Annotated in this window: 23 protein-coding genes; 3 read left to right on the top strand and 20 right to left on the bottom strand. The window is 35.3% G+C overall.

The window, feature by feature from the left end:
- Nucleotide 1: 1 nt before the first annotated feature.
- The 10 genes from TL18_RS04155 to TL18_RS04110 form a co-directional block, all read right to left on the bottom strand.
- The gene (locus tag TL18_RS04155; RefSeq protein ID WP_067041745.1) at nucleotides 2-484 is read right to left on the bottom strand and encodes a methylated-DNA--[protein]-cysteine S-methyltransferase; all 483 of its coding nucleotides are present in this window, start codon (nucleotides 482-484) and stop codon (nucleotides 2-4) included.
- Between the two features lie 4 nt (nucleotides 485-488).
- Entirely contained in the window at nucleotides 489-1,283 is a 795-nt protein-coding gene (cfbC, locus tag TL18_RS04150; RefSeq protein WP_067041742.1) for a Ni-sirohydrochlorin a,c-diamide reductive cyclase ATP-dependent reductase subunit, read from the bottom strand.
- Entirely contained in the window at nucleotides 1,276-2,523 is a 1,248-nt protein-coding gene (locus TL18_RS04145; RefSeq protein WP_067041739.1) for a U32 family peptidase, read from the bottom strand. The genes cfbC and TL18_RS04145 overlap by 8 nt, the downstream gene beginning before the upstream one ends.
- Before the next feature lie 6 nt (nucleotides 2,524-2,529).
- Nucleotides 2,530-3,951, bottom strand: coding sequence for an amidophosphoribosyltransferase (gene purF, locus TL18_RS04140; protein ID WP_197031848.1), 1,422 nt, complete (start codon nucleotides 3,949-3,951; stop codon nucleotides 2,530-2,532).
- 72 nt (nucleotides 3,952-4,023) lie between these two features.
- Nucleotides 4,024-4,917 carry a hypothetical protein gene (locus TL18_RS04135; RefSeq protein WP_067041736.1) on the bottom strand — a complete coding sequence of 298 codons (894 nt, stop codon included), beginning with the start codon at nucleotides 4,915-4,917 and terminating at the stop codon, nucleotides 4,024-4,026.
- 5 nt (nucleotides 4,918-4,922) lie between these two features.
- A complete protein-coding gene (gene galE, locus TL18_RS04130) occupies nucleotides 4,923-5,894 on the bottom strand; it encodes a UDP-glucose 4-epimerase GalE (protein ID WP_067041733.1) in 972 nt (323 codons plus the stop codon).
- Nucleotides 5,895-5,904: 10 nt separating this feature from the next.
- Nucleotides 5,905-7,083, bottom strand: coding sequence for an NAD(P)/FAD-dependent oxidoreductase (locus TL18_RS04125; RefSeq protein WP_067041730.1), 1,179 nt, complete (start codon nucleotides 7,081-7,083; stop codon nucleotides 5,905-5,907).
- A gap of 4 nt (nucleotides 7,084-7,087) precedes the next feature.
- The gene (locus tag TL18_RS04120; protein ID WP_067041727.1) at nucleotides 7,088-7,255 is read right to left on the bottom strand and encodes a 4Fe-4S binding protein; all 168 of its coding nucleotides are present in this window, start codon (nucleotides 7,253-7,255) and stop codon (nucleotides 7,088-7,090) included.
- A 120-nt stretch (nucleotides 7,256-7,375) separates the two neighbouring features.
- Nucleotides 7,376-7,801 carry a universal stress protein gene (locus TL18_RS04115; protein WP_067041724.1) on the bottom strand — a complete coding sequence of 142 codons (426 nt, stop codon included), beginning with the start codon at nucleotides 7,799-7,801 and terminating at the stop codon, nucleotides 7,376-7,378.
- Between the two features lie 2 nt (nucleotides 7,802-7,803).
- The gene (locus TL18_RS04110; protein WP_067041721.1) at nucleotides 7,804-9,510 is read right to left on the bottom strand and encodes an ATP-binding cassette domain-containing protein; all 1,707 of its coding nucleotides are present in this window, start codon (nucleotides 9,508-9,510) and stop codon (nucleotides 7,804-7,806) included.
- 86 nt (nucleotides 9,511-9,596) lie between these two features.
- On the opposite strand from TL18_RS04110, the gene TL18_RS04105 reads away from it, so the two are divergent.
- On the top strand, nucleotides 9,597-9,893 hold the full coding sequence (locus TL18_RS04105) for a hypothetical protein (protein WP_067041718.1): 297 nt from the start codon (nucleotides 9,597-9,599) through the stop codon (nucleotides 9,891-9,893).
- Nucleotides 9,894-9,897: 4 nt separating this feature from the next.
- Here TL18_RS04105 and TL18_RS04100 read toward each other — a convergent pair whose 3' ends face one another.
- From TL18_RS04100 to TL18_RS04080, 5 genes are all read right to left on the bottom strand, one after another.
- Entirely contained in the window at nucleotides 9,898-10,440 is a 543-nt protein-coding gene (locus tag TL18_RS04100; RefSeq protein WP_067041717.1) for a hypothetical protein, read from the bottom strand.
- A 101-nt stretch (nucleotides 10,441-10,541) separates the two neighbouring features.
- On the bottom strand, nucleotides 10,542-12,293 hold the full coding sequence (uvrC, locus tag TL18_RS04095; RefSeq protein WP_067041714.1) for an excinuclease ABC subunit UvrC: 1,752 nt from the start codon (nucleotides 12,291-12,293) through the stop codon (nucleotides 10,542-10,544).
- A gap of 8 nt (nucleotides 12,294-12,301) precedes the next feature.
- The gene (locus TL18_RS04090; RefSeq protein WP_067041711.1) at nucleotides 12,302-19,639 is read right to left on the bottom strand and encodes a DUF3320 domain-containing protein; all 7,338 of its coding nucleotides are present in this window, start codon (nucleotides 19,637-19,639) and stop codon (nucleotides 12,302-12,304) included.
- Between the two features lie 257 nt (nucleotides 19,640-19,896).
- Nucleotides 19,897-20,700 (bottom strand): PfkB family carbohydrate kinase, encoded by an 804-nt coding sequence (locus TL18_RS04085; protein WP_067041708.1) that lies wholly within the window; start codon nucleotides 20,698-20,700, stop codon nucleotides 19,897-19,899.
- A 12-nt stretch (nucleotides 20,701-20,712) separates the two neighbouring features.
- Nucleotides 20,713-21,561, bottom strand: coding sequence for a cation diffusion facilitator family transporter (locus TL18_RS04080; RefSeq protein ID WP_067041705.1), 849 nt, complete (start codon nucleotides 21,559-21,561; stop codon nucleotides 20,713-20,715).
- A 121-nt stretch (nucleotides 21,562-21,682) separates the two neighbouring features.
- On the opposite strand from TL18_RS04080, the gene TL18_RS04075 reads away from it, so the two are divergent.
- Both TL18_RS04075 and TL18_RS04070 read left to right on the top strand, forming a co-directional pair.
- Complete coding sequence (locus TL18_RS04075) at nucleotides 21,683-21,862, top strand: hypothetical protein (RefSeq protein WP_067041702.1); 180 nt, start codon at nucleotides 21,683-21,685, stop codon at nucleotides 21,860-21,862.
- Between the two features lie 313 nt (nucleotides 21,863-22,175).
- Nucleotides 22,176-23,678, top strand: a complete 1,503-nt coding sequence (locus tag TL18_RS04070; RefSeq protein WP_067041699.1) for a DUF6020 family protein — start codon at nucleotides 22,176-22,178, stop codon at nucleotides 23,676-23,678.
- 168 nt (nucleotides 23,679-23,846) lie between these two features.
- Here the strand turns inward: TL18_RS04070 and TL18_RS04065 are convergent, their stop codons facing one another.
- From TL18_RS04065 to TL18_RS04045, 5 genes are all read right to left on the bottom strand, one after another.
- Nucleotides 23,847-24,536 carry a HisA/HisF family protein gene (locus TL18_RS04065; RefSeq protein ID WP_067041696.1) on the bottom strand — a complete coding sequence of 230 codons (690 nt, stop codon included), beginning with the start codon at nucleotides 24,534-24,536 and terminating at the stop codon, nucleotides 23,847-23,849.
- Nucleotides 24,537-25,125: 589 nt separating this feature from the next.
- Nucleotides 25,126-25,410 (bottom strand): DUF3194 domain-containing protein, encoded by a 285-nt coding sequence (locus tag TL18_RS04060; protein WP_067041693.1) that lies wholly within the window; start codon nucleotides 25,408-25,410, stop codon nucleotides 25,126-25,128.
- 34 nt (nucleotides 25,411-25,444) lie between these two features.
- A complete protein-coding gene (locus TL18_RS04055) occupies nucleotides 25,445-25,792 on the bottom strand; it encodes a prefoldin subunit beta (RefSeq protein WP_067041691.1) in 348 nt (115 codons plus the stop codon).
- Between the two features lie 43 nt (nucleotides 25,793-25,835).
- Nucleotides 25,836-26,102: a KEOPS complex subunit Pcc1 gene (locus TL18_RS04050; RefSeq protein WP_067041688.1), complete on the bottom strand. Its 267-nt coding sequence runs from the start codon at nucleotides 26,100-26,102 to the stop codon at nucleotides 25,836-25,838.
- Nucleotides 26,095-26,580 (bottom strand): Brix domain-containing protein, encoded by a 486-nt coding sequence (locus tag TL18_RS04045; RefSeq protein ID WP_067041684.1) that lies wholly within the window; start codon nucleotides 26,578-26,580, stop codon nucleotides 26,095-26,097. Before TL18_RS04045 ends, TL18_RS04050 begins: the two co-directional genes overlap by 8 nt.
- Nucleotides 26,581-26,607: the final 27 nt, after the last annotated feature.

Below are 26,607 nucleotides of genomic sequence, written 5' to 3'. Positions count from 1 at the left end.
TTCATAACCTATTTTTTTCCAATTTTAACAACTCTATTTTTTTATCGATACCTGCAGCATAACCTGTCAATTTGCCGTTTGCCCCCAAAACACGGTGACATGGAATCAGAATGGAAATCGGGTTATGGCCTACAGCCCCTCCAACGGCCTGAGCGGACATTGTCTTTGAAATTTTTCCTGCAATCTCACCATATGTCAATGTTTCACCATAGGGAATTTTACACAGTATTCTCCAAACTTTAAGTCTGAATTCGCTGCCCTTTGGCTTAAGCTTGAAATCAATTTCGGGATTTAAAGCATTGAAATAATCATCAAGGAATTTTGTAACCTTTTTAAAAATAGCCAGATCATCCTTTTGTATGGTTTTGCCTATATTTTCCTTGAAGTGTTTTTGTCCATAAAACCAAAGGCCGCAAACGGCTTCACCGTCACTTACAATAATCATTTCGCCCAGCGGGGAAGAATAGTTAGTTGAGTAGTACATTTTTCTATAAGTATGATTTAAAAAATTCCTCGAATTCCTCATCACTCATAGGTTCAGGAGTTGATATGTTTTCATTAGTCATTATACTTGAAGCAAGGTCTCTGTATTCTTGTGCTTCATCACTTTCAGGGTATTTTTCTACAACTGTTTTTGCATCTAATTCAGCATCTTGAATCAAATTACTTCTATGGATTGTACCAATAACATGTGTGCCTATCTTTTCAGCAAAGTCGTTGACAATTTGCTCTTCATTTTCAACGTTTCTGCAATTGCATACAATACCGCTCAAGTTACCTTTAAGTTTCTTGACACCTCGAACAATATTGTTTGCAGCATAAAGGGACATGTATTCTCCGGAAGTTACAATTAAAACTTCATCAGCATACTTTTCACGCAAAGGCACAGAAAAACCGCCGCAAACGACATCCCCCAATACGTCATAAACAACGACATCCAAATCCTCATCAAAGATTCCCAAGTTTTCAAGACGTTTCATTGCTACAATCACGCCACGCCCGGCACAGCCCACACCAGGTTCGGGACCTCCGCTTTCAACACATAAAATGCCTTTAAAACCTTCGAAAACCAAATCACCCTTTTCAGGTTTTCTATTATCTTTTAAAGTATGAACAACAGTCGGAATTCTTGAACCGTATAATGTACGTGTAGTATCCGCCTTTGGATCGCATCCAATAACAAGACAGTTTAAATCATCACTACCCCATACAGCAGATAAATTAGCTACTGTAGTACTTTTTCCAATTCCGCCTTTACCGTAAATAGCTATTTTCTTAATCATCAGCATTCCTCTCGACTAACTTATATACAAAGTCATTTTCCCTAACTTTCGTTGGAATGGCAATTGCTACATTAGAACCTTTTTCAACTTTATCAACAGATTTGCCTTCAATCTGCATGGATTCAATAGTATGAGTAATTGAACCGGTAGTTTGGCCTTGGATAATTATCTTATCTCCGATTTTCAAATCATCCCATATCCTTAATTCGGCCGCTTTAACCTTATTGTAGTAATTAACCACTTGTCCAATGTCCTTTTTAATGTATTTTGATTGATTGTCTTCACTTGTCTCAAATGGTGTATTGAAATAAAAATTAGTGTCGAAACCACGATTAAATACGCTGGTAAGTTCCTCCATCCACTCGTCCTTAACTTTATAATTCAATGGATCATCAATATAATCATCAATAGCCTGCCTATAGATTCCGGTAACCATTGCACCATAATCCGGGCTTCTTGCTCTTCCTTCAATTTTAAATGATGCAACACCGCTCTTCATCAATTCAGGTATATATTCAATCATGCACATGTCTTTTGGTGAAAAGAAATTAGTTCTATAACTTCCATCCTCGCTTCCGGTGATTATGAACCTTTCATCTTCAACATCAGAGAAGTTGATTACAGAATCATCCCCCTCTTCATATGTCAATGTCCAGTTTTTACGGCAAGGCTGCAAACAGTCCCCGCAGTTTGCACTCCTTCCATATAGTCCATAGCTTAAAAAGCATCTTCCGGAAATCGCCATGCAGATTGCCCCATGAATGAAAATTTCTGTTTCAATCGGGGATTTCTCAGTTATTTCAGTAATTTCTGCTAAAGATAATTCGCGAGAAAGAATTGCGCGTTTGGCGCCAAGCTTTTTAAGGGTTTTAAGGGTGTAGGAATTGCAAACATTTTCCTGAACACTGATATGGGCTTCCAAACCATGTGAAACCGTATCTTCAATTAAACCGATATCAGATAAAATAAGTCCATCAATTTCACTAGCTGAAATCTCTTCTAATTTTTTTTCAAGTTCTGATGCCAAACGTTCATTTAAAATAATATTTGTACCCAGATAGGTTTTAGCTCCATACTCATTAGCTATTCTAGATACTTCTGCCAACTCATCTAGAGAAAAGTTTTTTGCATTGGCCCTCATATTATAATCTTCAAGGCCAAAGTAAACAGCATCCGCACCATTTTCCAAAACGGCACGAAGTGAAATAAAGTTTCCCGCAGGAGCTAATAATTCAACCATAAATATCTAAGGTTTGTAATAAGTTTCAGCTTCAAGACCTTCAGGAATTTCTGTAGGATATTCCTCATTTATACAACCTAAACATAAGTTATCCTTAGGCATTCCTATTGCTTCAACCAAAGCTTCCATAGTGATATAGCCTAATGAATCAATGTCAAGCTGTTCTCGAATTTCTTCAACTGAATAATTAGCCGCAATCAATTCCTTTTTGGTTGCCATTGCAACACCATAGTAACAAGGTGCAATAACAGGAGGACAACCTACAAGGAAATGAATTTCAGCAGGTTCCGCTTCCTTAACAAGGTCCAACAACTGTTTGGAAGTGGTACCTCTTACAATACTATCATCTATCAGGATAATTTTTTTGCCTTTAATGGCATCTTTTATAGGATTTAACTTAAGTCTTACAGCCAATTCACGTTCTTCTTGAGTTGGCATGATAAATGTTCTTCCGACATACCTGTTCTTGATTAAACCTTCACCATATGGTATTCCGGAAGCTCTTGAGTATCCAATAGCCGCAGGAATTGATGAATCAGGTACTGGAATAACGACATCAGCATCAATAGGGTACAATTTACGTAATTGTTTACCTATATTCATTCTGGTTTCGTAAACGTTTACGCCGTCTATTGTACTGTCAGGCCTTGCAAAGTAAACGTATTCAAACATACAGTGAGAAAGTTTACATTTGCCTGCACTTTCTAACATGTAGGAGTTAATTTCATTATTATCGAAGTATACAACTTCGCCTGGCTTTATATCTCTGATATATTCAGCATTTACAACATCAAACGCAACAGTTTCAGATGCTAAAATATAATCACCATCTTTATCAGCAATAGCAAGCGGTTTTATTCCCATTGGATCCCTAACACCATACAAATCACCGTTGACCAAAATAGTCAATGCATAAGATCCAACTAATTTTTTGGAAACGCATTCAATGGATTCAATCATGCTTTTATTATTATCGTAATGTTCCTTTTTAAGCATATAACAAATCACTTCAGAATCAGTGTCAGACTTGAATTCATAGCCGTCATTTATCAATTCTTCTCTTAGCTCAGCGGAATTGACAATATCCCCATTATGAGCCATAGCTATAAATCCATCATCAAAATCAGTGACAAAAGGCTGTGAATTCTCGAGCCTTGATTGGCCTGTGGTTGAGTATCTCACATGCCCAATAGCCATGTTTCCCAACAGATTTTGGATTTCATAATCCTTAAAAACATCGGTTATTAAGCCCATACCACAATAATAATTCAATCCTTTTTCTGGATTAAAAGTAGCTATTCCTGCTGATTCTTGACCTCTGTGCTGTAAAGCATACAAACAATAATAAACAAAGGATGCAACATTTTTAGAATCATTTTTTGAATGATATCCAATAATACCACACTTATCTTCCATTTCTCCTTGCATTTGCTAACTCCTATAAATAATATGAATATAATTATCTTTTAACTAGTATAAAATTATAATTGTTTTAGTCAATTAATCCCAAAAATTCTCAAAGGTATCCGGAATATCATAATCGTCCCTTACTTCTGGAACTTTAACTTCATCAGCATCATCCGAATCTCTTTTTAAATCATCAGAATTATCATCAACAAATATCAATGCGGTTCTTACAATCTTTAACCATTCAATTGCCTTGCTTTTAGATTCAGCTGCAATATAACCTTGTCCAACAATTATATTGTCCGGCTTGAACTTTTCTGTGGCGATTATAACCCTTTCCATATCGGCCAAATCCTGTCTAAAAGCTTCCTGCCAGAGTTCTTCCAGATTAAAGATTTCAAGAATATCGCGGGAATAAATGTCGTTGTAACGTAGCTTGAAGTCTTCAAAATCAGATTTTATTTCCTTGAAATCCTCCATCAATTCCTTATTTTCTTGAGATATGACTTCATTTTCCTTAATAAGCTGATTATAATCATCAAGCAAATTATTATAGTTGTGGGTTACCTTAATCAGTTTGTTTTCAAGAGTGTGGATATTGATTAGATTCAGAGAATAAGATAGTGTCGATTTAATTATTGAGTTTAAAATCTCCTTTTCAGCCAAATGGGCATCAATGGATTCGTCTTCAATAATGATATTGTTATAGTCAAATAATCCAATATGATTAAAATCAGTTTTCAATTCATTGAAAAGAATATTGAAAGTTTCATCATGGCCATATCCGCCAATCAAAAGGATATCCGCTCCACTAGCTACTTTCTTAACGATATCCACTTCAACGGTAGGAATGATGGATGAAACAACTATATTATAATCCCTTTCAAGTTGAATATTGTTAACAGCTTTTGATACAAGCTGTGCAACATCCAATCCAGATACAATTATACGAACATCAATTTTTGATTCATGATTTTCGGTTTCCATGAATATTACCCGATTAAATTCATTTTTTCATGCCATTTCCAAGCAGACTCAATGATTTGTTCCAGATTGTATTTAGGAGTCCAACCCAATTTATCTTTGATTTTTGTAGAATCCGCTATTAAAATAGCAGGATCGCCTTCACGGCGTTCATCAATTTTTACTTCAAAATCATTGCCAGTGACTTTTTTGCATTCGTCAATAATCTCAAGAACAGAGTATCCTTCCCCATTTCCCAAGTTAAAGACATTTGATTCCTTTTCTTCACATAGGTATTCATATGCTTTAATATGTGCATCAGCCAAGTCATTGACATGAATATAATCTCGGATGCAAGTTCCATCGGGAGTGTCATAATCATCTCCAAAAATGGAAATGCTGTCTCGCTTTCCGATAGCCGCATCCAATACTAATGGGATTAAGTGAGTTTCAGGGTCATGCAATTCCCCGATCTCACAATCAAAATCAGCACCTGCCGCATTGAAATATCTTAAAGATACATAACTGAAATCACCCTTTTCAGCTTCTCTTTCCAAAGCCTTTTCAGTGATGAATTTGGAGTGTCCATAAGGATTGATTGGTTTTAAGTCTTGATCTTCAGTTATTGGAATTTTTTCAGGATTCCCATATACTGCAGCAGTTGATGATAAAATAAATTTATCCACATTAAATTCCCTCATTATCTTTAGGAGATTTAATGTGTTTCTATAGTTATTTTTAAAATACATTTGTGGCATTTCAACAGATTCTGCAACTGATGAAAAAGCAGCAAAGTGAATAACACCATCTATATCATATTTTTCGAAAACTTTCCTTAAATCCTGACTTCCAAAATCACAGTTTTCAAAATTCCCCCATTTAACAAATGACTCATAACCTTTAGAAAGATTATCAACAACGACAGTTTCATAACCTGCATTATTTAGAGCTTTATTTGTATGGGAACCTATATAGCCTGCCCCACCAGTAATTAGAATCATCGAAACACACCTATACAAATTTACCTAATTTAAGTAATGCTTTTGGAGATACTTTAATTAATTTTTTAACGATTTCAGTGGTTGAAATCTTATCAAAGCTTTCGTCTTGGAATGCATGTCCTATGCTGTCCAATTCGTCATCAGATAAGGTAAGCAAGTATTCCTGTACCTTCTTATATCTTTTGATATCATGGTCCAATTCTGCATGAGCCATTTCATCATACTGTTTTAGGAATTTTTTGGAGCAGTCTTCCTTAATAGCTTGAGCTGCAACTTGACCTGCACACATTCCACCAGTCATACCTGAGATTATTCCACCACCGGTTAATGGGTTTACCTGACCGGCAGCATCTCCGCATACTAAAATGTTGTCATCATAAAGTTTTTTGGTCATTCCGCCAACTGGATCTCCACCTACATTCATCTCAACAGCCTGAGCATTTTGAGTGTATGGGCATTTTGCAATAAAGTCATCCAAGTATTCTTTTGCTGTTTTTTCAGCCTTGTGCGGTAAAATAGCTAAACCAACATTTGCAATGTCATCACCTTTAGGGAAAATCCAGACATATCCGCCAGGTGCACATGAGCCTAAGTAAAATTCAATTACTCCAGGTCTTTCGAATTCCACATTGCACATTTCATATTGAACACCTGATTCCATTTCTTTAGGTTTTGCTGCAGGTCTTAATCCAGCCCATCTTGCAACGTGACCTTCAGGACCGTCAGCTGCGATTAAAACTTTACATTTGTAATCTATTTGTTCACCCATGCATTCGGTGTAGACAATATAACCATCCTCAATCTTATCAATTCCGGTTACTAAGGTTTTGATTCTGATTTCTGCACCTGCTCTTGCAGCATCCATTGCCATATGCTTATCGAAAACTTTTCTTTCCAAAATGTAACCTGCTTCAGGTATTTTGACTTCTTCACTAGTCATCCATACGTCAGTTCCATCGGGAGTTTGGATTCTGATACCCTGGATTTCCTGAGTTACCCAACGAGGTGAAGGCTCAATTCCTAATTTTTCAAGTCCTTGAATTGAAACACCTTCAGCACATCTTTTTGGTGAACCGATTTCAGATTTCTTATCCATTAAAATTACTCTAGCGCCACCTAATGCGGCATGTTTAGCTGCACTTGAACCTGCAGGTCCTGAACCAACTACAATTACATCAGTTTCAATCATATAATCAATCCTCTTTTTCTAATGCATTTATCGGACATGCTTTAATGCATGTATCACATTCTTTACAGTCATCATCATTAAATACTAATGAATACTCTCTTACTTGTATTAAATTTCTTGGACAAACTCCAGCGCACTCACCGCAAAATGAGCACCAATCTTTTACTATCATAAAATATCTCCTATAATAAACAATTTATGTTATATTTAGTTTATTTTTTATTATATTAAAATGTTTAGTTAAAAATAGATGTTATAATGAATAAAAAAAGAAAATAAAAATTTTTAAGTATTATTTTACCAATAATACCGGAACTTCAGAATTCCTAATAAGCCTTTCTGAGACTGAACCTATTTGTGTATCTGAGACATTATTCTCATCAAATGATACGAATCTATTGTTATTCGCCCCATGCGCATGTATGACAACCAAATCCGCACGTGTCTGGTCTATTATGAACTTCATGTCCCTTAATGGGTCTGCAGTAAGCAGATGTTCGATGACCTCAATACCTGCTTCATTTGCCTTTTCAGTGATTTTTGCCAAAATCGCATCACCAGAATCCTCTTCCGAATCATAGCTGCTGAATGAAAATTCCTCCAGAACATGAACGGCAGCAATTTTAGAGTTGAATCTTTTAGCTATTTCAATAGCTACGTCAGCCGCCTGATATCCATAATTAGAACCGTCTACAGGAACTGCAATCACATCAAACATTCTTAATCTCCTTTCAGATAGTCTGCATGACAGAAATCAATGAAATTACCTACAATCTGATCAATGTCTTCACTATCGTCGATGATTTTTCCGTCATCCATGAAGATTGCCCTATTGCTTAACTCTTTAATGAAGTCAGTGTTATGTGAAATCATTACAATGGTAATTCCATAATCTTTTGAAATTGTTTTCAAAGCATTGGTAACATCCCTTAAGGTTACAGGGTCCAAATCACCGAACGGTTCATCTAAAAGCAAATATTTTGGCCTTGAAACCAAAATCAATGCAAGCATTACACGTACCTTCTGACCACCGGACAATTCATAGGATTTCCTGTACAATATGTCCATGTCCAAATCAAGGCTTTCGAAAATGTCGGCTACCGCTTCCTTAGTTGCAGTTTCCGGGAATCTTGGGAACAGATCATCCAATATATCAGAATCAAGTCCAATCTGTCTTAAGCGGTCACGAGCTTCAACTTCAGGTAAATCAGTGAGCAAATAAAATGAATCCAACAATTCTTCACTAAGGCCTACTCTTCTAGCCCTTTCCTGAGCTTCCTTAATGATATTGTCATTTTTATAACCTAAACGGACAGCCAGCTGATTTAAGACTGTTGCATAATGGCTTAATGCAAATTCCTGATGCATAAATCCTAATTTTGACCTTATCTTCATACGGTTCATGCCGGGAATGTCAATGTCAGCCCAAGTGCCGTCATCGAGCTTATACAAGACTTCACCCTTATCAGGATCATCCAGACCGCCAAGCATTCTTAGGAGCACAGTTTTACCAGCACCGCTTGGTCCAATGATGCTTAAAATATTCTCTTTTTTGACCTTGAAGTTGACATCTTCAATCTGAAGCACTTCACCACCGGTCAATAAATAGAATCTCTTATAGATATCCTTAACGTCAATAACATCCTCATCAGTTGATATGTTCTTGATGTCCACGATATCGTCCATGTCTTCCATGAATTCGTCACAGATTTTCTCAGGGCTGCCTTCATCAGCAATTTCACCGTCTTCAAGAAGGATTACCCTATCCGCAAGGTATTTTTGAACGTCAGGTAAATGAGATACGACAATAACAGTGATATTCAATTCCTTATTGATTTTTTTAACTGCATCCAATATTTCTTGTTTTGTTTTAGGGCATGCCATGGTTGCAGGTTCATCAAGAAGTAAAGCCTTAGGTTGCTTTGCAAGCTGCCTTGCCATGATAAGCCTTTGTTTTTCACCGCCGCTTAAGACAGATGCATAATGGTCTGCCTTATGGGTTAATGAAACAAGTTCTAAAAGCTCATCCGCTTCATCGCCGAATTCACTTTCTGCAGTTTCAAAATTGGTATCTCCTTCATCAAAATACCTGCGAGCATACAATTTTCTTAAAACATTTTCACGTACAGTGTCAGGCCATAAACCAAAGGACCTTTGAAGGTGAATTGCGGTTTCTTTTTTAAGATTATTATAATAGAATTGAGAGGATTCAGAAGTTACTTTAACATCGCCTACACTAATGCTTCCTTCATCAATATGTTCTACGCCTCTAATCGCCCTTAAAAGTGTAGTCTTACCGGAACCACTTTTTCCCATGATTCCCAATATCTCTCCTTCTTCAACTTCGAAACTTACATTCTTAAGTGCGCTGACTGAAGTCCCATCAGCCAATTCATAAACTTTACTTACATTCTCAACTTTTATCATTCTTTATGCCCCATTCATATTAATACAAATTTATATTAATGAAAGTATTTATATTTTATATTAACTATAAAAATCAAGTGATTAAAATGGCTAGCGAAAATAAAATACAAGAGTTCATAGACAGCTTAGAACAAGAAAAAATTATGATTGAAACTCATTTTGTTAACATTGAAAGAATCTTAAGAGACAATGAAAAATTAGAACAGGACAAACTAGTTGCACTAATGTCTAACTTTAACACACTAAACATTCAATACGACCAACTATGCAATGACCTCATCAAATTTATTCAAATATTTAAAGACAAGGACGAACAGGAAATTAGACTATATAAAACAGATGAACTCATCGAATTATTGGAAACAAAAGTAAACCAATTATAAAAAACTAATAATTATAATTGATTACAAGATTTCCAGTAGCATTTGTAGTTGATTTTTCATCTACGACCTGACCGTTTCTTAAAAGTTGAATTTTAAGTTCGCCATCACCGCCATCCTGCTTTTGAACATCAAGACATATTCTATCCCAAGCAGCGCAGTCCAAAACAAATGACTCTGAACCTTCACCTGATTCTGATACAAGATAAGATGGATTGCCCATTTGAGCATACCAACTACCGTTATATTGAATCACGGCACGATAAGGATATGCTGCAGATTTATGAACGGTTCCATTATCAGTGATGACATTCAGATTTTCATCATAAGACGGCTGGTTAAAATTATAAATAAAAGAAAACAACAACAGTGCTATAATAATAATTCCCAAAACGATAACAATTTTTCTAGCTGTGCCCATATTCCAACGAGGAGTCCTTCTTGTATTATTTATTGTTTTTCCGCCATGGTCTACAAGGAGATATGCACAGTTATTACAATATACGGCTGTGGACGGATTATCATATCCACACCTCGGACATCTAACCATAAATATTTACCTATTCCAATTTACTTATAAAAACTTTATAAAAATACTTATATTTAAACTTAATGGAAAATCATCTGTTTTTTAAAAAAAATGATAAAAAATTAGTGATAATAATTATAGACATTTTCAGCCGTTTTTTGATTCATGCCATTTATTTTAGCTAAATCCTCTATTGAGGCTTGTTTTATATTATCTATGCTTCCAAAAGCTTTTAATAAATTAATTTTCCTTTTTTTACCAATCCCAACGATATCATCAAGAGAAGAGGATTGTATATCCTTACTACGGAGTTTTCTGTGATATGTTATTGCAAAACGGTGAGATTCGTCCCTGACTTGCTGAAGCAAATGTAGTGCCTTGTTGTTTTTAGGAATAATTATTGGACGTTTAGTGTTTGGAAGATATATTTCTTCAAACTCCTTTGCAAGACCAATGATTGGAATATGAGTCAAATTGAGTTTTTCCAAAACACCACATGCCATGCCAAGCTGTCCCTTACCACCATCAATCACTATCAAGTCAGGTTCGGGATCTGAGTCAATCATTTTTAATCTGCGGGTCAGCAATTCCTCCATCATCGCAAAATCGTTTGGTCCGGGAGTTTCCATCCTGAAATGCTTATACTTTTTCTTGTCCGGTTTGCCGTCCTTGAACGACACTTTAGAACCTACTGCAAACTTGCCTGAAATGTTACTGATATCGTATCCTTCAATTACACGGGGCAATTTTTCGAGTTTAAGGTATTTTTTAAGCTCTATCAATGAACTTTCCATCTTTTTCTTTTGATGCTTGATTATTTCGGCATTTTTCTTTGCCATCTTAACAAGCCTTAACTTAACACCCTTTTGAGGAACCTTAATCTTTACCTTATTTCCCCTCAAATCACTTAACCATTCCTCAAGCAATTCCTTTTCATCAATGTCCTCATCCAAGAGAATCTGTTTTGGAATATGCCTATTATAACCATAATACTGCTGAATAAAAGCGAACATGATTTCAGAAGATGACTCATATTGAGCACCGCTCATCAAAAAGTCATCACGCCCGACAATCTTTCCGTTTCGAATCGGCATTATAATGACCACGACCTCATCCTTGCTTGGAGCAATAGCTATTACATCCTGGTCCAAATCATCATCGGCCAAATCAACGAACTGCTTTTCCATAATCTCTTCAATTGAAGAAATCTGATCTCTAATTACAGCCGCCTTTTCAAATTCCTCATTTTCAGCGGCTTGCATCATTTCCCTTTTAAGATTCTTTACAATGGTTGAATATTTACCCTGGAAAAACAGATCGATTTTATTTATTATCTTCGAATATTCCTCCTTGGTTATCCTGCCATCACATGGAGCATAGCATAAATCAATCTGGGAGTTCAGGCAAGGGCCGTTCATATTGCGGCAAGTTCTTATCTTGAATAATGACTTCAGGAATTTGACTGTCTGCTTTACAGAACCAGCATCAGTAAACGGACCGAAATAAACACCGTTTTTTGTAACGTTTCTTGTAATGACCAGCCTTGGAAATTCCTCGTCAGTGATTTTGACATAAGGATATCTCTTATCATCCTTCAGCTGGACATTATATCTTGGACGATGCTTTTTGATTAAAGTGGCCTCTAAAATAAGCGCTTCCTTTTCTGAATTTGTCACTATATACTCTAAGCTATCAAAATGACTCATCAAAATTTGAGTTTTAGGTCTGTCAAGCTTTTCCCTAAAATAAGATTTGACCCTCTTAATAAGATTCTTTGCCTTTCCGATGTAGATAATGGTGTCTGTAGCATCACGCATTATATAAACGCCAGGCTTATTCGGCAGATTGTCTGGGGATTTAACTTTAGTTGACATGGAAAAACCTATTTAAGCTCAACAATATCATTTTCAATTTTCACTTTATTGTTTGCAATCATCAAATCCAAAACACTGGTTATTCTTGTTGCAGTCTTTTTAGATGTTGATTTAAATCCGAAATTACGTGAAGTCTCTTTAGCAACCTGTTTGGTAGTCAAATTAGGCTTATGGATAATGACGGTTTCTATATTTTTGGCAATTTCCTCATCGGAAATCAAATCGATGTTCGGCTTATCCCTTTTTCTGATAACAATATTGTTGTTTGAAGCGTCATATAGGAAATCTCCAATCCTTATGATGTCACCGGATTTTTCCGCTTCATCGATAGCCAAGTTTACACGTTTTTTCAAATTGGATCCTGCCCTCTTAATGTCACAGCTGTCCTTGATTCTTCTTGTTACTTCACTGACATGAATAGGCCCTTCAACATCGACAATATCATTGACTGATTTGGCCACATCTCCAATAGGCCTGTTATATAAGTCATCCTGTGAGTGCAAGCCGATGTCATTAACTTCAACATAATCTATAATCTCATCTTCCATTTTTCTTTTGCCCGGAAGCTTTTGGTCATCGAATGCCTTAAGCTGATTGTCCTGTCTATGCCTTTCCTTTTCAATTTCCTTATAATCTTCATTTGCGCTTAAAATAATATCTTCCAAAGCCCGGTCTTTAAGCTCCTCTCTTCTTTCACGTTCATGAACTGGAACCATTACATGTTCATCACTGGCTATTTCTTTTTCAAGCGCTTCCCTTTGCATTTCTTTTTTAATTCTCTGCTCTTCTTTTTCTGCAAATGTTAATCCTTCTTCCATTTCGATGATTTTATCTGAGTCATCATCACTTGGTCTTGACAGATAATCATTAGGGTCATATTCCTCTGTCCTATCGACAACAGAAACATAATCTATTTGTGTCGGGTTTTCAATTTCCTTTAAGGACTTGTTGATATACTGCATGTCCTTTTTAAATCCTTTAATGGATTCCCTGACAGATCTAGGCCTGTTTTCATCTTCATAGTAGAAATTATTCTTTTTGAGTTTGCTTGTAGCATCATTTGACCCTTGGTAATATGTGACCCCATCACCGATTTCATCTTTAGGGCTTTGCTCTTCTTCAGTTATTTCAGGTTCAACCTCAACAAACTCCTCGGCTTCATAGGAAATATCATCTTTAATTTCAGATTCACGATAATCATTGTTAAAATCATAAACTTCCTCTTCATAGGCATCTTCTTTGACCTTAGGCCTATCGAATTCATCATAAACGTCAGGTGAGATTTCTCTTCCAAACACTGGTTCTTTAGATTTCTTATTGACATTTTCGGCATTTGAAACTTCTTTAATCAAATCCTCATTTTCGAATACTTCATCTATAAAGTCCTTCATTGCCTTATCAACAATGTCCATAGCTTCATCATGGATTTCATTGCCTAAATCAAGATCTTTGTCTGTGAAAATATTCAGCTCCTCATCTTCTGTATAATCCATTTTAGGAGCTGGCCTTTCAAGGTCATCATCATTATCCCAGTCAGGCAAATTATCATTGAGGGCATTCAGTTCCTCTTCACCATTGACGATTTCAGCTTCAACGACAGAATCGTCATTCGGTGCAGGTTTATATATCGGAATTTCATCTTCCTGCATTACTTCACCTCTAACTGTTTCGACTTCTTCTTTTTCAAGCTTGGATTCACCGGCAACAACATCAGAAATAAATGACTTGACAAAGCCGGTTCTATTAGGTTTGTGTCTGTGGGCTTGCGGTTTTTCATCAATTTCCATTTCAACATTTTCTTTTGTTGAATCATCATTAAATTCCTGTTCTACAGGTTCTTCATCATCTAAAACATGCTCATCATCATGACTGTGGTCAACATAAATGTAATCATCATCAGAACCCAAATCAACTTTTTCCTCTTCAACAAAGTCAGCTTTCACATCAGAACCCAAATCAACTTTTTCCTCTTCAACAAAGTCAGCTTTCACATCAGAACCCAAATCAACTTTTTCCTCTTCAACAGAGCCAACTTCATCATCACTGACAAAGTCGATTTTCTCATCGAAAGCGAAATCAGTTTCATCATCCAAAACGCGCTCGTCATCATGACTGTGGTCAACATAGATATAATCATCATCAGAACCCAAATCAACTTTTTCCTCTTCGATTATTGGTTCCTGTTCTTTTTTCTTAGATTTGGATTTTTTAGGAGTTTCTTCAACTGCCTCTTCAGGCTCTACATCAATATAATCATCATTTACATTTTTATTTTCAGGGCTTTCATCGGATAAATCATCGGAATCCAAATCCATTTTACTTGTGAATTTTACTTTGGATTTTGGAGGTTCATATTCATCATCAGGTTTTTCAATTTCGATTTCCTCATCGTCAATAGGTTCAGGTGTGATTACATCATCAACATCAATATCATCGACTGTCTGAGTAATATCCTGATTTAAATCTGAATTTTTACCTAAGTCCTTAGTGAATTTGAGTCCTGAGAAGAATGAAGCTTTTTCTTCGTTTTCATCTTCTTCAACGGATTTCAAGATTGATTTAAATTTGTCACTAATGAGTTTTGATATTGAATCATTGTTTTCATCAGCATAGTCCTTTTCATTTTCCCAAACTTCAGCGTTGTCTTCAGGAGATACACCCTCATCTGATTCCCAAACTTCAGAATCAATGTCTACAACATCTTCTTCGCTTTCAGAAGATATAGGCTCTTCGGAAGTTGGTGTTTTGGCATCATCTTTGACAATACCTTCAAACTCATCTTCACTTTCAGAAGTTATATGCTCTTCGGAAGTTGGTGTTTTGACATCTTCATTGACAATGTCTTCATCATCAGGGTTTTCTACAAATTGTGAGGAATCTTCTTCAAATTTAACCTCATCGCTTGCAGGCTCTGCATTGACAAATTCGGAAGGGTCTTCCTTATATTCCTCCTTAGTGTCTTCACTTCCAACATTTACGAACTCAGAAGGACTTTCCTTAGATATATTGTCTTCATTAATGGAACCTTTAGGCTCATCTTCAAAGAATTCTGATGGATCTATTTCACTTACATCAATTGGTTTTTCAAGTATGTCCTCATCCGGCTTTTCAACTTCAACAAAGCTGGCAGGACCGATATCTTCAATGTTTATATCATCTGAAGAATCTTCTTCTTTCATTTTTCTTTCAGCTTCTTCTCTTTCACGGGCTATGCGCAATTCTTCAGCTTTTTTCTCAGCTTCCAATCTTCTTTTTTCTGCCAGCGCTTTTTCCTCTTCGGACCTGCGTTTTTCTTCTGCACGGGTTTTTCGAATGGATTTTTCAACAGAATCCAGGAGCTTTTTACGTCCCAAATCCCTGTTTCTATACCAATCGGTAGACCATAAGTGATAAAGTTTCCAGCCTAATCCTGTGAGCACCTGTTCACGCAGTCTGTCCCTGTCACGGGCTACTTTGCTTGATGAATACATCTTTCCATCAGTTGTTATGCCCAGAATGTATTTTCCAGGATTTTCATCATCGACTATAGCCAAGTCCACTCTAAATCCAGCACATCCTATTTGTCTGTCAACGGTATATCCGTTTTCTTCCAAAAAGCTGGCAATTGCATCTTCAAACGGTTCTTGAGTATATGCTTCTCCTTGTTGGGTCCCTAAAGTCAGGTTTTCAGCATATTCCAAAAATTCCCTTAAGGATTTCACACCATAAGGAGGATTGGCTGTCAGTTTCATGTCATAAGCCTTAAAGTTTGAAAATACCACACATTTTTCCCTTGCACGTGTGATCAATACGTTCAGCCTTCTTTCACCACCGTCTTGGTTTAGCGGACCGAAGTTAAGTGACATTTTTCTGTCTTCATCATAACCGTACCCTACACTGATAAGAATGACATCCCTTTCATCCCCTTGGATTGTTTCAAGGTTTTTAACGAAGAAACGTTCTTCCTTATTTTCTGAGAATAACGGTTCGAATTCAGGTCTTTCCTTACGTTTTACTTCCAGTGCTTCAAGGATTGCATTTTTCTGTGCAACGGAAAATGTTCCGACACCCAAACTTTTAGTATCCCCATACTTTTCAAAGTGGTTGAATATTTCATCTGCAACATCTTGCGCTTCCAGCGGATTTGCAGATGATGAACCTCTGTGATATGCAGTGTTCGGGTTATAATGGAACTTCAAACCTAGTTCAGGGTCATTGTGTGAAGGTGAAGGGTAAACCAATAAGTCATCATCATAAAATTCCCTGTTTGAAACTGTAATCAATGATTCGTGGCGGCTACGGTAGTGCCATTTGAGCATTTTTACAGGGAATGAAAGTTTACATAAATGAAGGATACTTTCCATATCAAGGGATGTAGCTTCCTCTTCATCGCTTTCAGCATCAGACATCTGGTCGAAAAATGAAGTCGGAGGCAGTTGTTGGGTATCTCCCATTACCACTGCTGTTTTTCCTCTCATGAATGCACCGAGCGCATCTTCCGGTTTTACCTGACTTGCTTCGTCAAAGATAACTACATCAAACTGCAGTTCCTCATTTGTCGGATCCAAATACTGCGCAATGGACAATGGAGACATCATGAAACAAGGCTTGATTTGTTTTATCATTCCACCTGCCTTTTCTAATAATTTTCTTACAGGCATGTGTCCGCTTTTTCTTGTAAACTCTCCAGCGAGTATCTTTGCCTGCGGATTTTCTGTTCCTCCAAATATTTTTGGAATGTTGCTGTTGAGTTTTTGGAATATCCTTTTTCTGTTTAAAACTAAAATCTTTTTGTCCAGGTCTTTGAATTCTCGGATTCTGTTTTCATGAAGCTCGCCTACAAATGTTGCAAGTTCATGATTTTCAACAAATAATATATTTAAAAGTGAATCTGCGAAGTTTCCTTCAACCAATGCTTCAATATCCTCTTTTTTGATGTTTCTTTTTTCTATTGAATCTACAAACATCTTTGCATTGGATGTTTTAAGCGCATTTTTGGTATTCAAATATTGGGACCATAAGTGAAGGCTGGAAAGTTGTCCTCTCCAGTTGTATAGTTGTTCCTGCCATGCTTCAAATGGAACGTCCCCGGTTTCCCTTTTGAAGATTAATTTGCTTCTTGGGTTTAGCTTATCCTTAAGTTTGGATAAGACTCTTACAAACTCTTCACCGGAGTCAATATATTCTGCAAGGTCCCTTTCGGGTTTGATATCGAATAAATCCTTGCTCATCAGGTCAATTGTATTTTCGGAAAATGTTCCTTCACGCACAAGCGCTGTAAATTCACTCATCCATTTTGCAATGGCTTTCAAATCGTTTACATTTGCATTCAGGTGCCAATAGCCACCGTAATATTTTTTGCCTAATGCTTCATTGGCTTCCAGGTTCTTTCTGATTTTTATTACGGCTTTTGCTTCCTGCAAATCCCTTATGATTTCATCAACACTGCCCGGAACAGGCACTGCATAATATCTTTCGACAAGTTCAATGTGCTGTTTGTTATTAAAGAATCTGAATTTCTTGTGTGAAATGTTTCTTAGCTCGTATATCAGTCTGTCAATATCTGCCTGGAAAATGCTTTGGTTGAATTTGGTTAAAGCTCCTGAATATTTTTGATACTTTTCAAGCTCATATATTAATTTATATGCATCGTCGTTGTTAGTATTCCATGCACCGGATTTGATTATGCTTCCGTCAATCAGTTCTGCATTCTGGGATTTTATAATCTCAAAGGCTGAAAGTGAATTTTGAAATTCATTCAATGTATTAGGCTGCTTTATTCCATAGATATCATAAACCCTTCCACGTTCAACAAGGAAATTGTCCAATGCAAAGAGTGTATCGTTGATGAGCATTTCGATTTCCCTCAAATCAGCCGGAAGCAGACTTTTAGGAGCGCATTTGCTCCAAGGGTTTTCCTTTGAAATTGTCTGATAAAGCTCAGCCAAGTTTTCCAAAGCTATTTTCATGTCATCCAAATCCTTCAGGGAAACGGATTCTGGATTTTCAAACCTGACCAGAGGCATTATCATGCCTTTTGTTGCAAAATGATCATCAGCGGATTCCTTCATACCATACAACTGGAACGCTGAGAGGTTTACAGCAAATACAGGTTTGTGAATGATTTGGGAATAATCATCAAGCTGGCGGCGCAAGGTCTCCAGTTTACGGATGGTCTGGTCAATGTTTAAAGGCTCCTGAGCCCTTACATTTGTTGCCTTCTGCAAGTCCTTGAGGAACTTTTTCCTCCTTGTCTTGTGGGAGTGAAGCTCCAATACGAATTTACCCAAACCGACTGCAGTCAATCTGTCCTTTACCACATCCAACGCAGCCATCTTTTCTGATACGAATAAAACTGACTTTCCTTCCGCTAAAAGTTCAGCAATTAAATTAACGATTGTCTGTGACTTACCTGTTCCAGGAGGTCCTTCCACAACAAGGTTACGCCCTGCCTTTACATCCTGAATTGCAGCGATTTGTGAGGAATCAGCGTCAAGAACCTGATACATGTTCTGGTATTCCAGTCTTGAATCAATGTCCTCTTCCCTGAATGCTTCCTGGTCGTTTTTGGCAGGGTTGAAGATGGCCTGTATCAATTCGTTTTTGGTCAAGTCAACATTTTCCGCCCATGCATCCGGGTTTAAGTCATTATACATTACAAATTTGGTAAAACTAAAGAAACCTAAAGCCACATTACTGTTTACATCCCATCCTTCCATTCGTGACACTGCACGGCGGACGCTAGCAATATAATGGTCGATTACTTCACCATACCTTTTAAATTCAAAATTAGGAAGTTCTATTCCCGCTTCCAATAATTTAGCCTTAAGTGAAATGTTAGTCTGAATATCCTCTCCAGTCCATTCAAGGTTGAATGACTCCCCAACCTTTTTCCTTTCCATTGAAACTGGAATCAACACTAAAGGGGCATTGTTTTTCTGTCTTGGCTTGGATTTGTCCTTCCACTCTAAGAATCCTATTGCCAGATAAAGGATATTATAACCCTGTTCCTGAAGCATTGTTTTAGCTTGGTTATTTATATAATACAATCTTTTTTGAAGTTCCTTTGGGGTCAAATCGGTAGCTAACTTCTTGTCTCCTTCAGAAAACATTGACAGATCAAATGGAATATGATCCCAGACTGAAGATTTGTCTTCCTTCTTGTCCTTCTTATTGGCTACAAAATACATTTTGTTTTCCTGCAGAACCAATGTCTGGAAAAGGTTTGTAGGAGACTGATTTACTATGGTGAGGGTTTTAGCTCTTGATTTGAAGTTAAGAAGCTGATTTCTTAATGTTAAATCTAAAAGCTCCTTACGTAGATTCTTAAACTCCCTTTCAATTATATTATCTGATTTATTTAACATGATGACCCTTTGTAGTGTTTAAAAAATTTAGAAAATACATATTTAATTATAATCCTATTAATTAATAAAGTTTTCTAAAAATTGTAAAAAACTTGAATTTTTGCTGAAAACTGAATTAATCCCAATAAAATAAGACTAATAATAATTCTGACATGTATAAAATGAAAAATTTAGAAATGGATTGAAATTATAATTTTAATTTTTTCAAAAAAAATTACAAATTTTAACATAATTTAAGGTAGATTAATAAATAAACATTACAATAAGTTACTAATTTTCCTGCTTGCAATCAGCGATGCAAAATCACCGGATTGCCTGATTGACTTGGACATCAGGCGCTGAGTAATGTAAGCTGCCATATAAGTGTCGCCACAGCCAGTTGTGTCAACAATGTTTTCACATTTGACGGCTTCAATTTTTATTTCATCATCTGAAATGATTCTAGACCCATGACTTCCATTAGTTACTACCATCTCATCTACATCAAAGTCTGTGCCAATGATGTTTGCTTCCGCCTCATCTAAAAATATTGATTTAACGCCTTTTAAAATAACACTCAAATCATCGAAACATGACAATCCTATTGCATAATTCCCGTTTACTTCACCATCAGGAACTCTTAAAAATCCCTGAATTGAAATGAAAATCGGAACATCGAAACTTTTCAGATATTCGATAGTTTCAAGTGGAAAATCAAACCTGTTTAAAGGATTCAATACAAACCCGTCAATTTGTGAAGGCAAAATATCTTCCAAATCGCTTTTTAAAATTGGAATATCTGCAAAATTGCTTGATTGCACACGCACATCCAAATCATCTGGATTCGGATAATCATTTACAAAAAAATGAGTATCCTCTTTCAGAATTACTTTAACCTTATCCTTTGCAGGAAAATCATCAACCAGATTCTCATCTGCACAGTTTACGATAGCCAGGTAATCTTCAAAGTATTTTTCAAAAACTTTGCTTTGGTAGTATGTTGCACCGCCAATCTTATGAGACTCCTTCTCTCCAATAACAATCAAATCCCTGGTTACGGGACCAATAACAACCAGTGTCATAATGCTTTTCCTTCAGTCAAATTCTATAGTAATGTCTACGATATGATATTTGGATGATATTCTATAAATCTCTTTTTTAATTTCATCCTGCATTTCCCAATTGTCAATTGCAACCTTCAATGTCAATACAGAATCGATTCCGTCAAGGGACCATGCATGGAAATCATCGATTGCATTTACGCCTTTGATATTCAAAACATTCTCCTTGAACTCTTCAACATCAAAATGATTTGGTGTCTTTTGAAGCAGAACCTCAACGGACTTATGTAAATTCCTTCCGAGGTTGAATATCAGCCACAGGGCTATGCCTATTGAAACGAAAGGATCTAGATATTGAGCCCCATCCCAGAACATCAAAACCACACTTAAAATTAGGATAGCAACCCATTCGAAAACATCTCCAAGCTGATGGAACAGAATGGCCTTTTCATTGAAGGTTTCACCATCATGAAGCTTGTGAACTGAGATTGATTTAAAAATGATTCCAACAATGGCAACAACAAGCATTCCACCTGCATCAATGCCTTCAGGCGCAAACAGTCTTGGAATGGCTTCAAGAAGTATGACAAATGCCATTATTATAACAAAAACTGAGGTTATGACAGCTCCAAGAATTGAAAACCTCTGATAGCCGTAGGAATATTTGTCTGTTGAATCCTTTTGTGAGACATGCTCAAGAAACCATGCTACAGCTATTGAAATGGTATCTGACATGTCATGAATGCAGTCTGCAAGAATAGCCATACTGTTTGTGGCCAGACCCCCTACAATGACGATAATATTGAAAGCCAAATTCATGAAAAAAACAAATGCCAGATTTTTGCCGGCTTTCTTGTGATGATTGTGAATGTCAATTCTCATAACTTTAAATTATATAATTCAAACAATAAAAAAGTTATTTAAACTAGAAAATAGAAACTTTAAGGTACAATTAAGTTATATTTATATAATTAAAAAATGTAAATTATATTAGTGATTTGAAATGGCAATAATTGGAACTACTATATTTTCACATATTATTCCTGTAATCTGTGGATTTTTCGGAATTGTATTTATTATCTCAGGGTCTTTAGAAGAAGACAAAGGCAAATTAGGATTAGGCATTGCATTATTCCTTATAGCTTGCATTTTCCCATATGTTATTTTAAGCGTTATAGTCTAGATGTTTTTGAATCTGTAGGCATCCCATATTTTGTGGAAATATTCCATTATTAAAAAGATAAACTTTTACCATCTCCATTACTGTCAATAGGAACACATCCTCTTGGCCTGATTTTCACCATTGTTTTCCTAAACGGCCATATTATTTTTAAATAATCTAAACAAAATTTAAAGTTTTAATAAGTTGTATTGTATTGTTTTAATATTCAAAATCCCACATTATAAAATTTATATCAAAAACGAACTATTTTCAATTAAAAAAACTTGTTAAAAAGTAAGAAAATATTTATTTAATAATAAATATAAGTAATAGTATGAATAGGAATGTGGATAGTTCAAATAAAGTTGGTGCATTTAAAAAGTCGAATTATTTAAAAGATTTAATAATCTTTTTAATCCCTGTTGTAATATTCCTGTATTATCTTCATGTTTATAATCCGGGGATTTTAACTGTTGACTCATACAGTCAACTTCACCAGATTGCTACAAAGCACTATACAAATTGGCATCCGTTTTTCCATACACTTATTGAAAAGGTCTGCATCAAGATATTTCCAAGCCCAGTCTCAATTTGCGTTCTTCAGATTTTGACATTTTCAGCAATGTGGACCATAATCTGCAGATTCAATAGAAGAAAAAATACCGGCCTCGATAAACAGTTCATCCTGCAGGTTATTGTTACATTAGCTATCAGTTTAATTCCTATCAATGCAATATACTCAATTACACTTTGGAAAGACATTCTATTCAGTTATTTCCTGATGTTTTTATGTTTCTTAATCTACAGATTATTGATTAGAAAGGGCAATCTAAGCACTGGATTTGCCGTTGTCCTATCTGGTGTCATGGCTTTTGTGGCTCAATTAAGACCAAACGGCATCTTTATCATTATAATAATGTTAATTATAATTGCAGCATATCTTTATAAGAACAATAAAGCTCAAAACTTCTATATAATTATACCTGTACTAACCGTAATCTTCATATTAATGATTGCATCATTGAATGTGGCATTTGATGTTGAAGACAATCAAAAGGATGCAGTATTTACAAAAGTTTCACATATGCTTGCCAATTATGACATGAATCTTGACATAAGCAAAGAAGACAGGACAATGATACATTACTTAATTGACGAAAAGTCAATTAAAGAAAAATATAAGCCTACATATTCGGATCCGATATGGGGAAGCGCCAATGAACAAATATTCGATAATAATAAGGCCGCTTATATTGGAATGGCTGTCAAATATTCCATAACAAATCCTGGACACTTCATAAAGTACGTTTTAGAATCCTCTCCGATAGTATGGGACATTACCAGAGACAGCGATTGGGTAGGTTCAGTGTATAAAACAGACATAAACAATGCAAACAGGTTTTTCTATTCAAATAATGTGACTCCTGCATCAAAATATGATGGAATGATGGCAAGACATGCAGGAACTCCAGAATACGATCGTCTTAACGATTTTGCATATTCTATTAAGGATAATCTCCTTACTGATACACTGTTTGACAGTCCTGCACTATACATGTATCTTGCAATAATTCTAATGGTGTTGATACACTTCATTACCAAATCCAAGGACATATATGTTGCATATATACCAAACTTATTGAATATAATCCTTGTTTTGTTTTCAACACCGATACAAGACAACAGATACTTATATCCGAATTTGCTGGTCGCATATCTATTGATAATTATTCTGATTGGAGCTTACGCCAATAGGAATTCAGAACCTGAACCTGTAACAGAAAAAAAAGTAGATTACAGCGATCTGCCAAATGACAGCAGATTCTATATTGAATGAATTTATAGAAAAAAGACAATAGAAAATGTTGTTTTAGGCTTTAAACAGTGCATTCCATCTCGAAATCCATGTCTATGACAAAAACTCAGTGATGGAAAGCTATGAGATAGGAATTCCAGAAGAGCATAATGTTTAAAGCCTTCTTAAAGACTTGCAGTTCAGAACTTTTTAGTCTAGGAGTTTAACTTCACCTGAATGTAGGCTAGTTCCTATCAATACTTTTTTTATACCTATTGAATCCAATTCACTAAGAGATTCCTTGTTCAAACCGCCTGCAATAATCAACTTGTCTTTCAACTCTTCAAATTCCTTAAGCAATTCTTCATTATATCCCTTTTCTGTGCCCACACCGCTAATATCCAGAATGATTATTTCGTTAGGGTCTATTTTTTTAAGGAATTCCTTAAAGTCATGCAGACTTATATCCATGTTTTTTGCAAGAAGCTCATTATTCTTTACATCAACACTGATAACGATTCTTTCCTTAGGATATTTTTCGAATATCTTTTCGATTTCCTCAAGGCTTTCTATGGTTTCTGTTGGTACAATGATTTTATAAGCGTAATCCAGGAAGAATTTAAATCCTTCAAGATTTTTGACTCCACCGTCAAACATCACATGCAATATTGTGTTAACCATCTTAACGTCATTGATATTATGGCCATTGGATTCGATTAGATCCAAATCGGCAATGTACATTTCATCAGCACCGTTTAATCTTAATCCGTTTGCAATGTCAACCGGATTGGAGGAAGATGCAAAAACAGTTCTTAATGGTTGATAGGTGTCTCTCATACCAGATTTGCCGCTTACGGCCTGGTGTTGTTTCAGATCAATTACAGGAATTTTCTTAATCATAATTATAATTAGAATATTCAAATATTAATAATTTTAAAAAAAAAAGCTTAAGGAGGTGAGATGAGCGTATGTGTTTTTTGGCCCATCTCGAGTATAAAAAAATAATGATCAATTTACGGTAAATAACAAGGAGTGTTATGAACCTCTATTTATTAAGTTAATTTACATACTATATAAATGTTACTATAATTTAGAAAAATTAAAGTATACTTGAATAAAATATTTTTAATAAATTCCTTAATTAATGAACGATATTGCAAATTAAATATAATAATATTGACAAAACTGAATAAAATTATAAAAATAATAAAACCAGCATTTTTAAAGGCTTTAAAACAGATAAAAAATAATAAAATTTGCTTGATAAAGTTAAATTGATAAAAATAAAGTAAAAAGTTTGAAGTAGAAACAGAAGAGGGAATTTGAAAGATAGTATTTGTGTAAATGTTCTAATTTGTTAAGCAATTGTCGTACTTCAAACTATAGATAAAGATTGAACTTTATAGTATAAATACTTTTTTATAAAAAAGTATTACTTAATATAATAAAAAGAATATAAAAAGTATTACAACAGATGAAAAAAAAATAATTATTCCCTATAATTCTCATCAATATATGAATCAAACTTCAAATAAGCTTCATCAATGGCATTAGTTACCTGATCTTGTGTGATTTCAGACAGTTCATCAAAAAGAACTCCAACATCAACATCAACATCCAACTGCTCATTTTCATAACTGAGAACAATATCCAAATCCAAATCTTCCAACTCTTTCATGGAAATTGTCTTTGAAACTTCACGTTCAAGAATTTCACCGAAATCATCGGAAATTGTCTCCAAATCATCTTGGGTTAATGTTTTGAGTTTAGACATAAAAATCAAAAAAAAGAAAATAATAGTATTAAGCCTATTGGCCCATACCATTCATAGCTGCTTGGATAGTAGCTTGCATTTCTTCAAGTTTTTTCATGACTCTTTCTTCTTGGCGGGTCATAGTCTGTTTTCTTAATTGAAGAGTTTCTAATTTGTCTTCCATATCAGCTAAAGCGTCAGCGTATTCCACTTTAATGAGTAAAGTGCCTGCTTGTTTAAATACTTCAGTAGATTCGTCAGTTTTTTTAAGTTCTTCTAAAGCTTTTTCAGTTTCTTGAATTTGAACTTCAACATTTTGGACTTGTAAACTTACAGCTTGAGCTTGTTGTTGTAATTGTTGAAACTGATTTAATTGATGTTGAATGTTTTCAGGAATCTCCATTTTATCACCTTATTTTTTTTAGTTTTTAATAATCATATGAATATTAATTTGTCAAATTATTTATTTCTAATGCTAATTTAATCCACTTTATTGCTGAGTTTACAGAAGCTCTAAATGAAGTGGAGTCCTCTGCATCGATATTAATTATTATATTAGACTCATCCAAATCAATGGTCATGGATGATCTAAAATCAGGAGCAGTATTGAATTCTAAAAGAATAGAATCATAAATTATCTTTGCTTGATGACTGTTGTCAAATTCTATTACGATGTTGCTTTTAACGGATTCAAGAGGGCTTTCATCAATCATTTGAAACCTCTAAAATCTTTTTGACTTTGATTTGAAAATCAATCTTATCTCCGAACTTATTGACAAAATTGATTTTGGCAGCTAAATCATCGCTTTTAGAAATTAAGATATAATTGTCCTCTGCTTTATCCACTAGATCCATGTCCAGAATATCCTTCAAGACATTAAGCTCATCCACTTCAGATACTATTTTCAATTGGGAAGGAGCAATATTCATTTTTTCACTTGCATCGGATGCTCCGATAAGAACTGTAAGCAACAATTCGCCTTTATTAGAATAAAATGAAATTCTACTAGGATTTCCCTTGATTTCGTTTACAATAGCTAAATTGAATTCATCCACTTCCAGTGCCTTCAATAAAAGCTCGCGCATGTTCATTTTTCCTCTGTTTACAGAGGTTGAGCCTGTTGCGTGTGCTAAATTTTTACAGAATTTTCTAGTTTTTTGAGAAGGTTTTCTAGAAGTTGAAATTAACATTTAAATCAAAAATAGTAAAAAATTAAG

It is taken from the genome of Methanobrevibacter sp. YE315 (assembly GCF_001548675.1).
Classification (GTDB): Archaea; Methanobacteriota; Methanobacteria; order Methanobacteriales; family Methanobacteriaceae; genus Methanocatella.
Note: the sequence above shows the minus strand (reverse complement) of the source record. Positions and strands in the feature narration are given on the sequence as shown.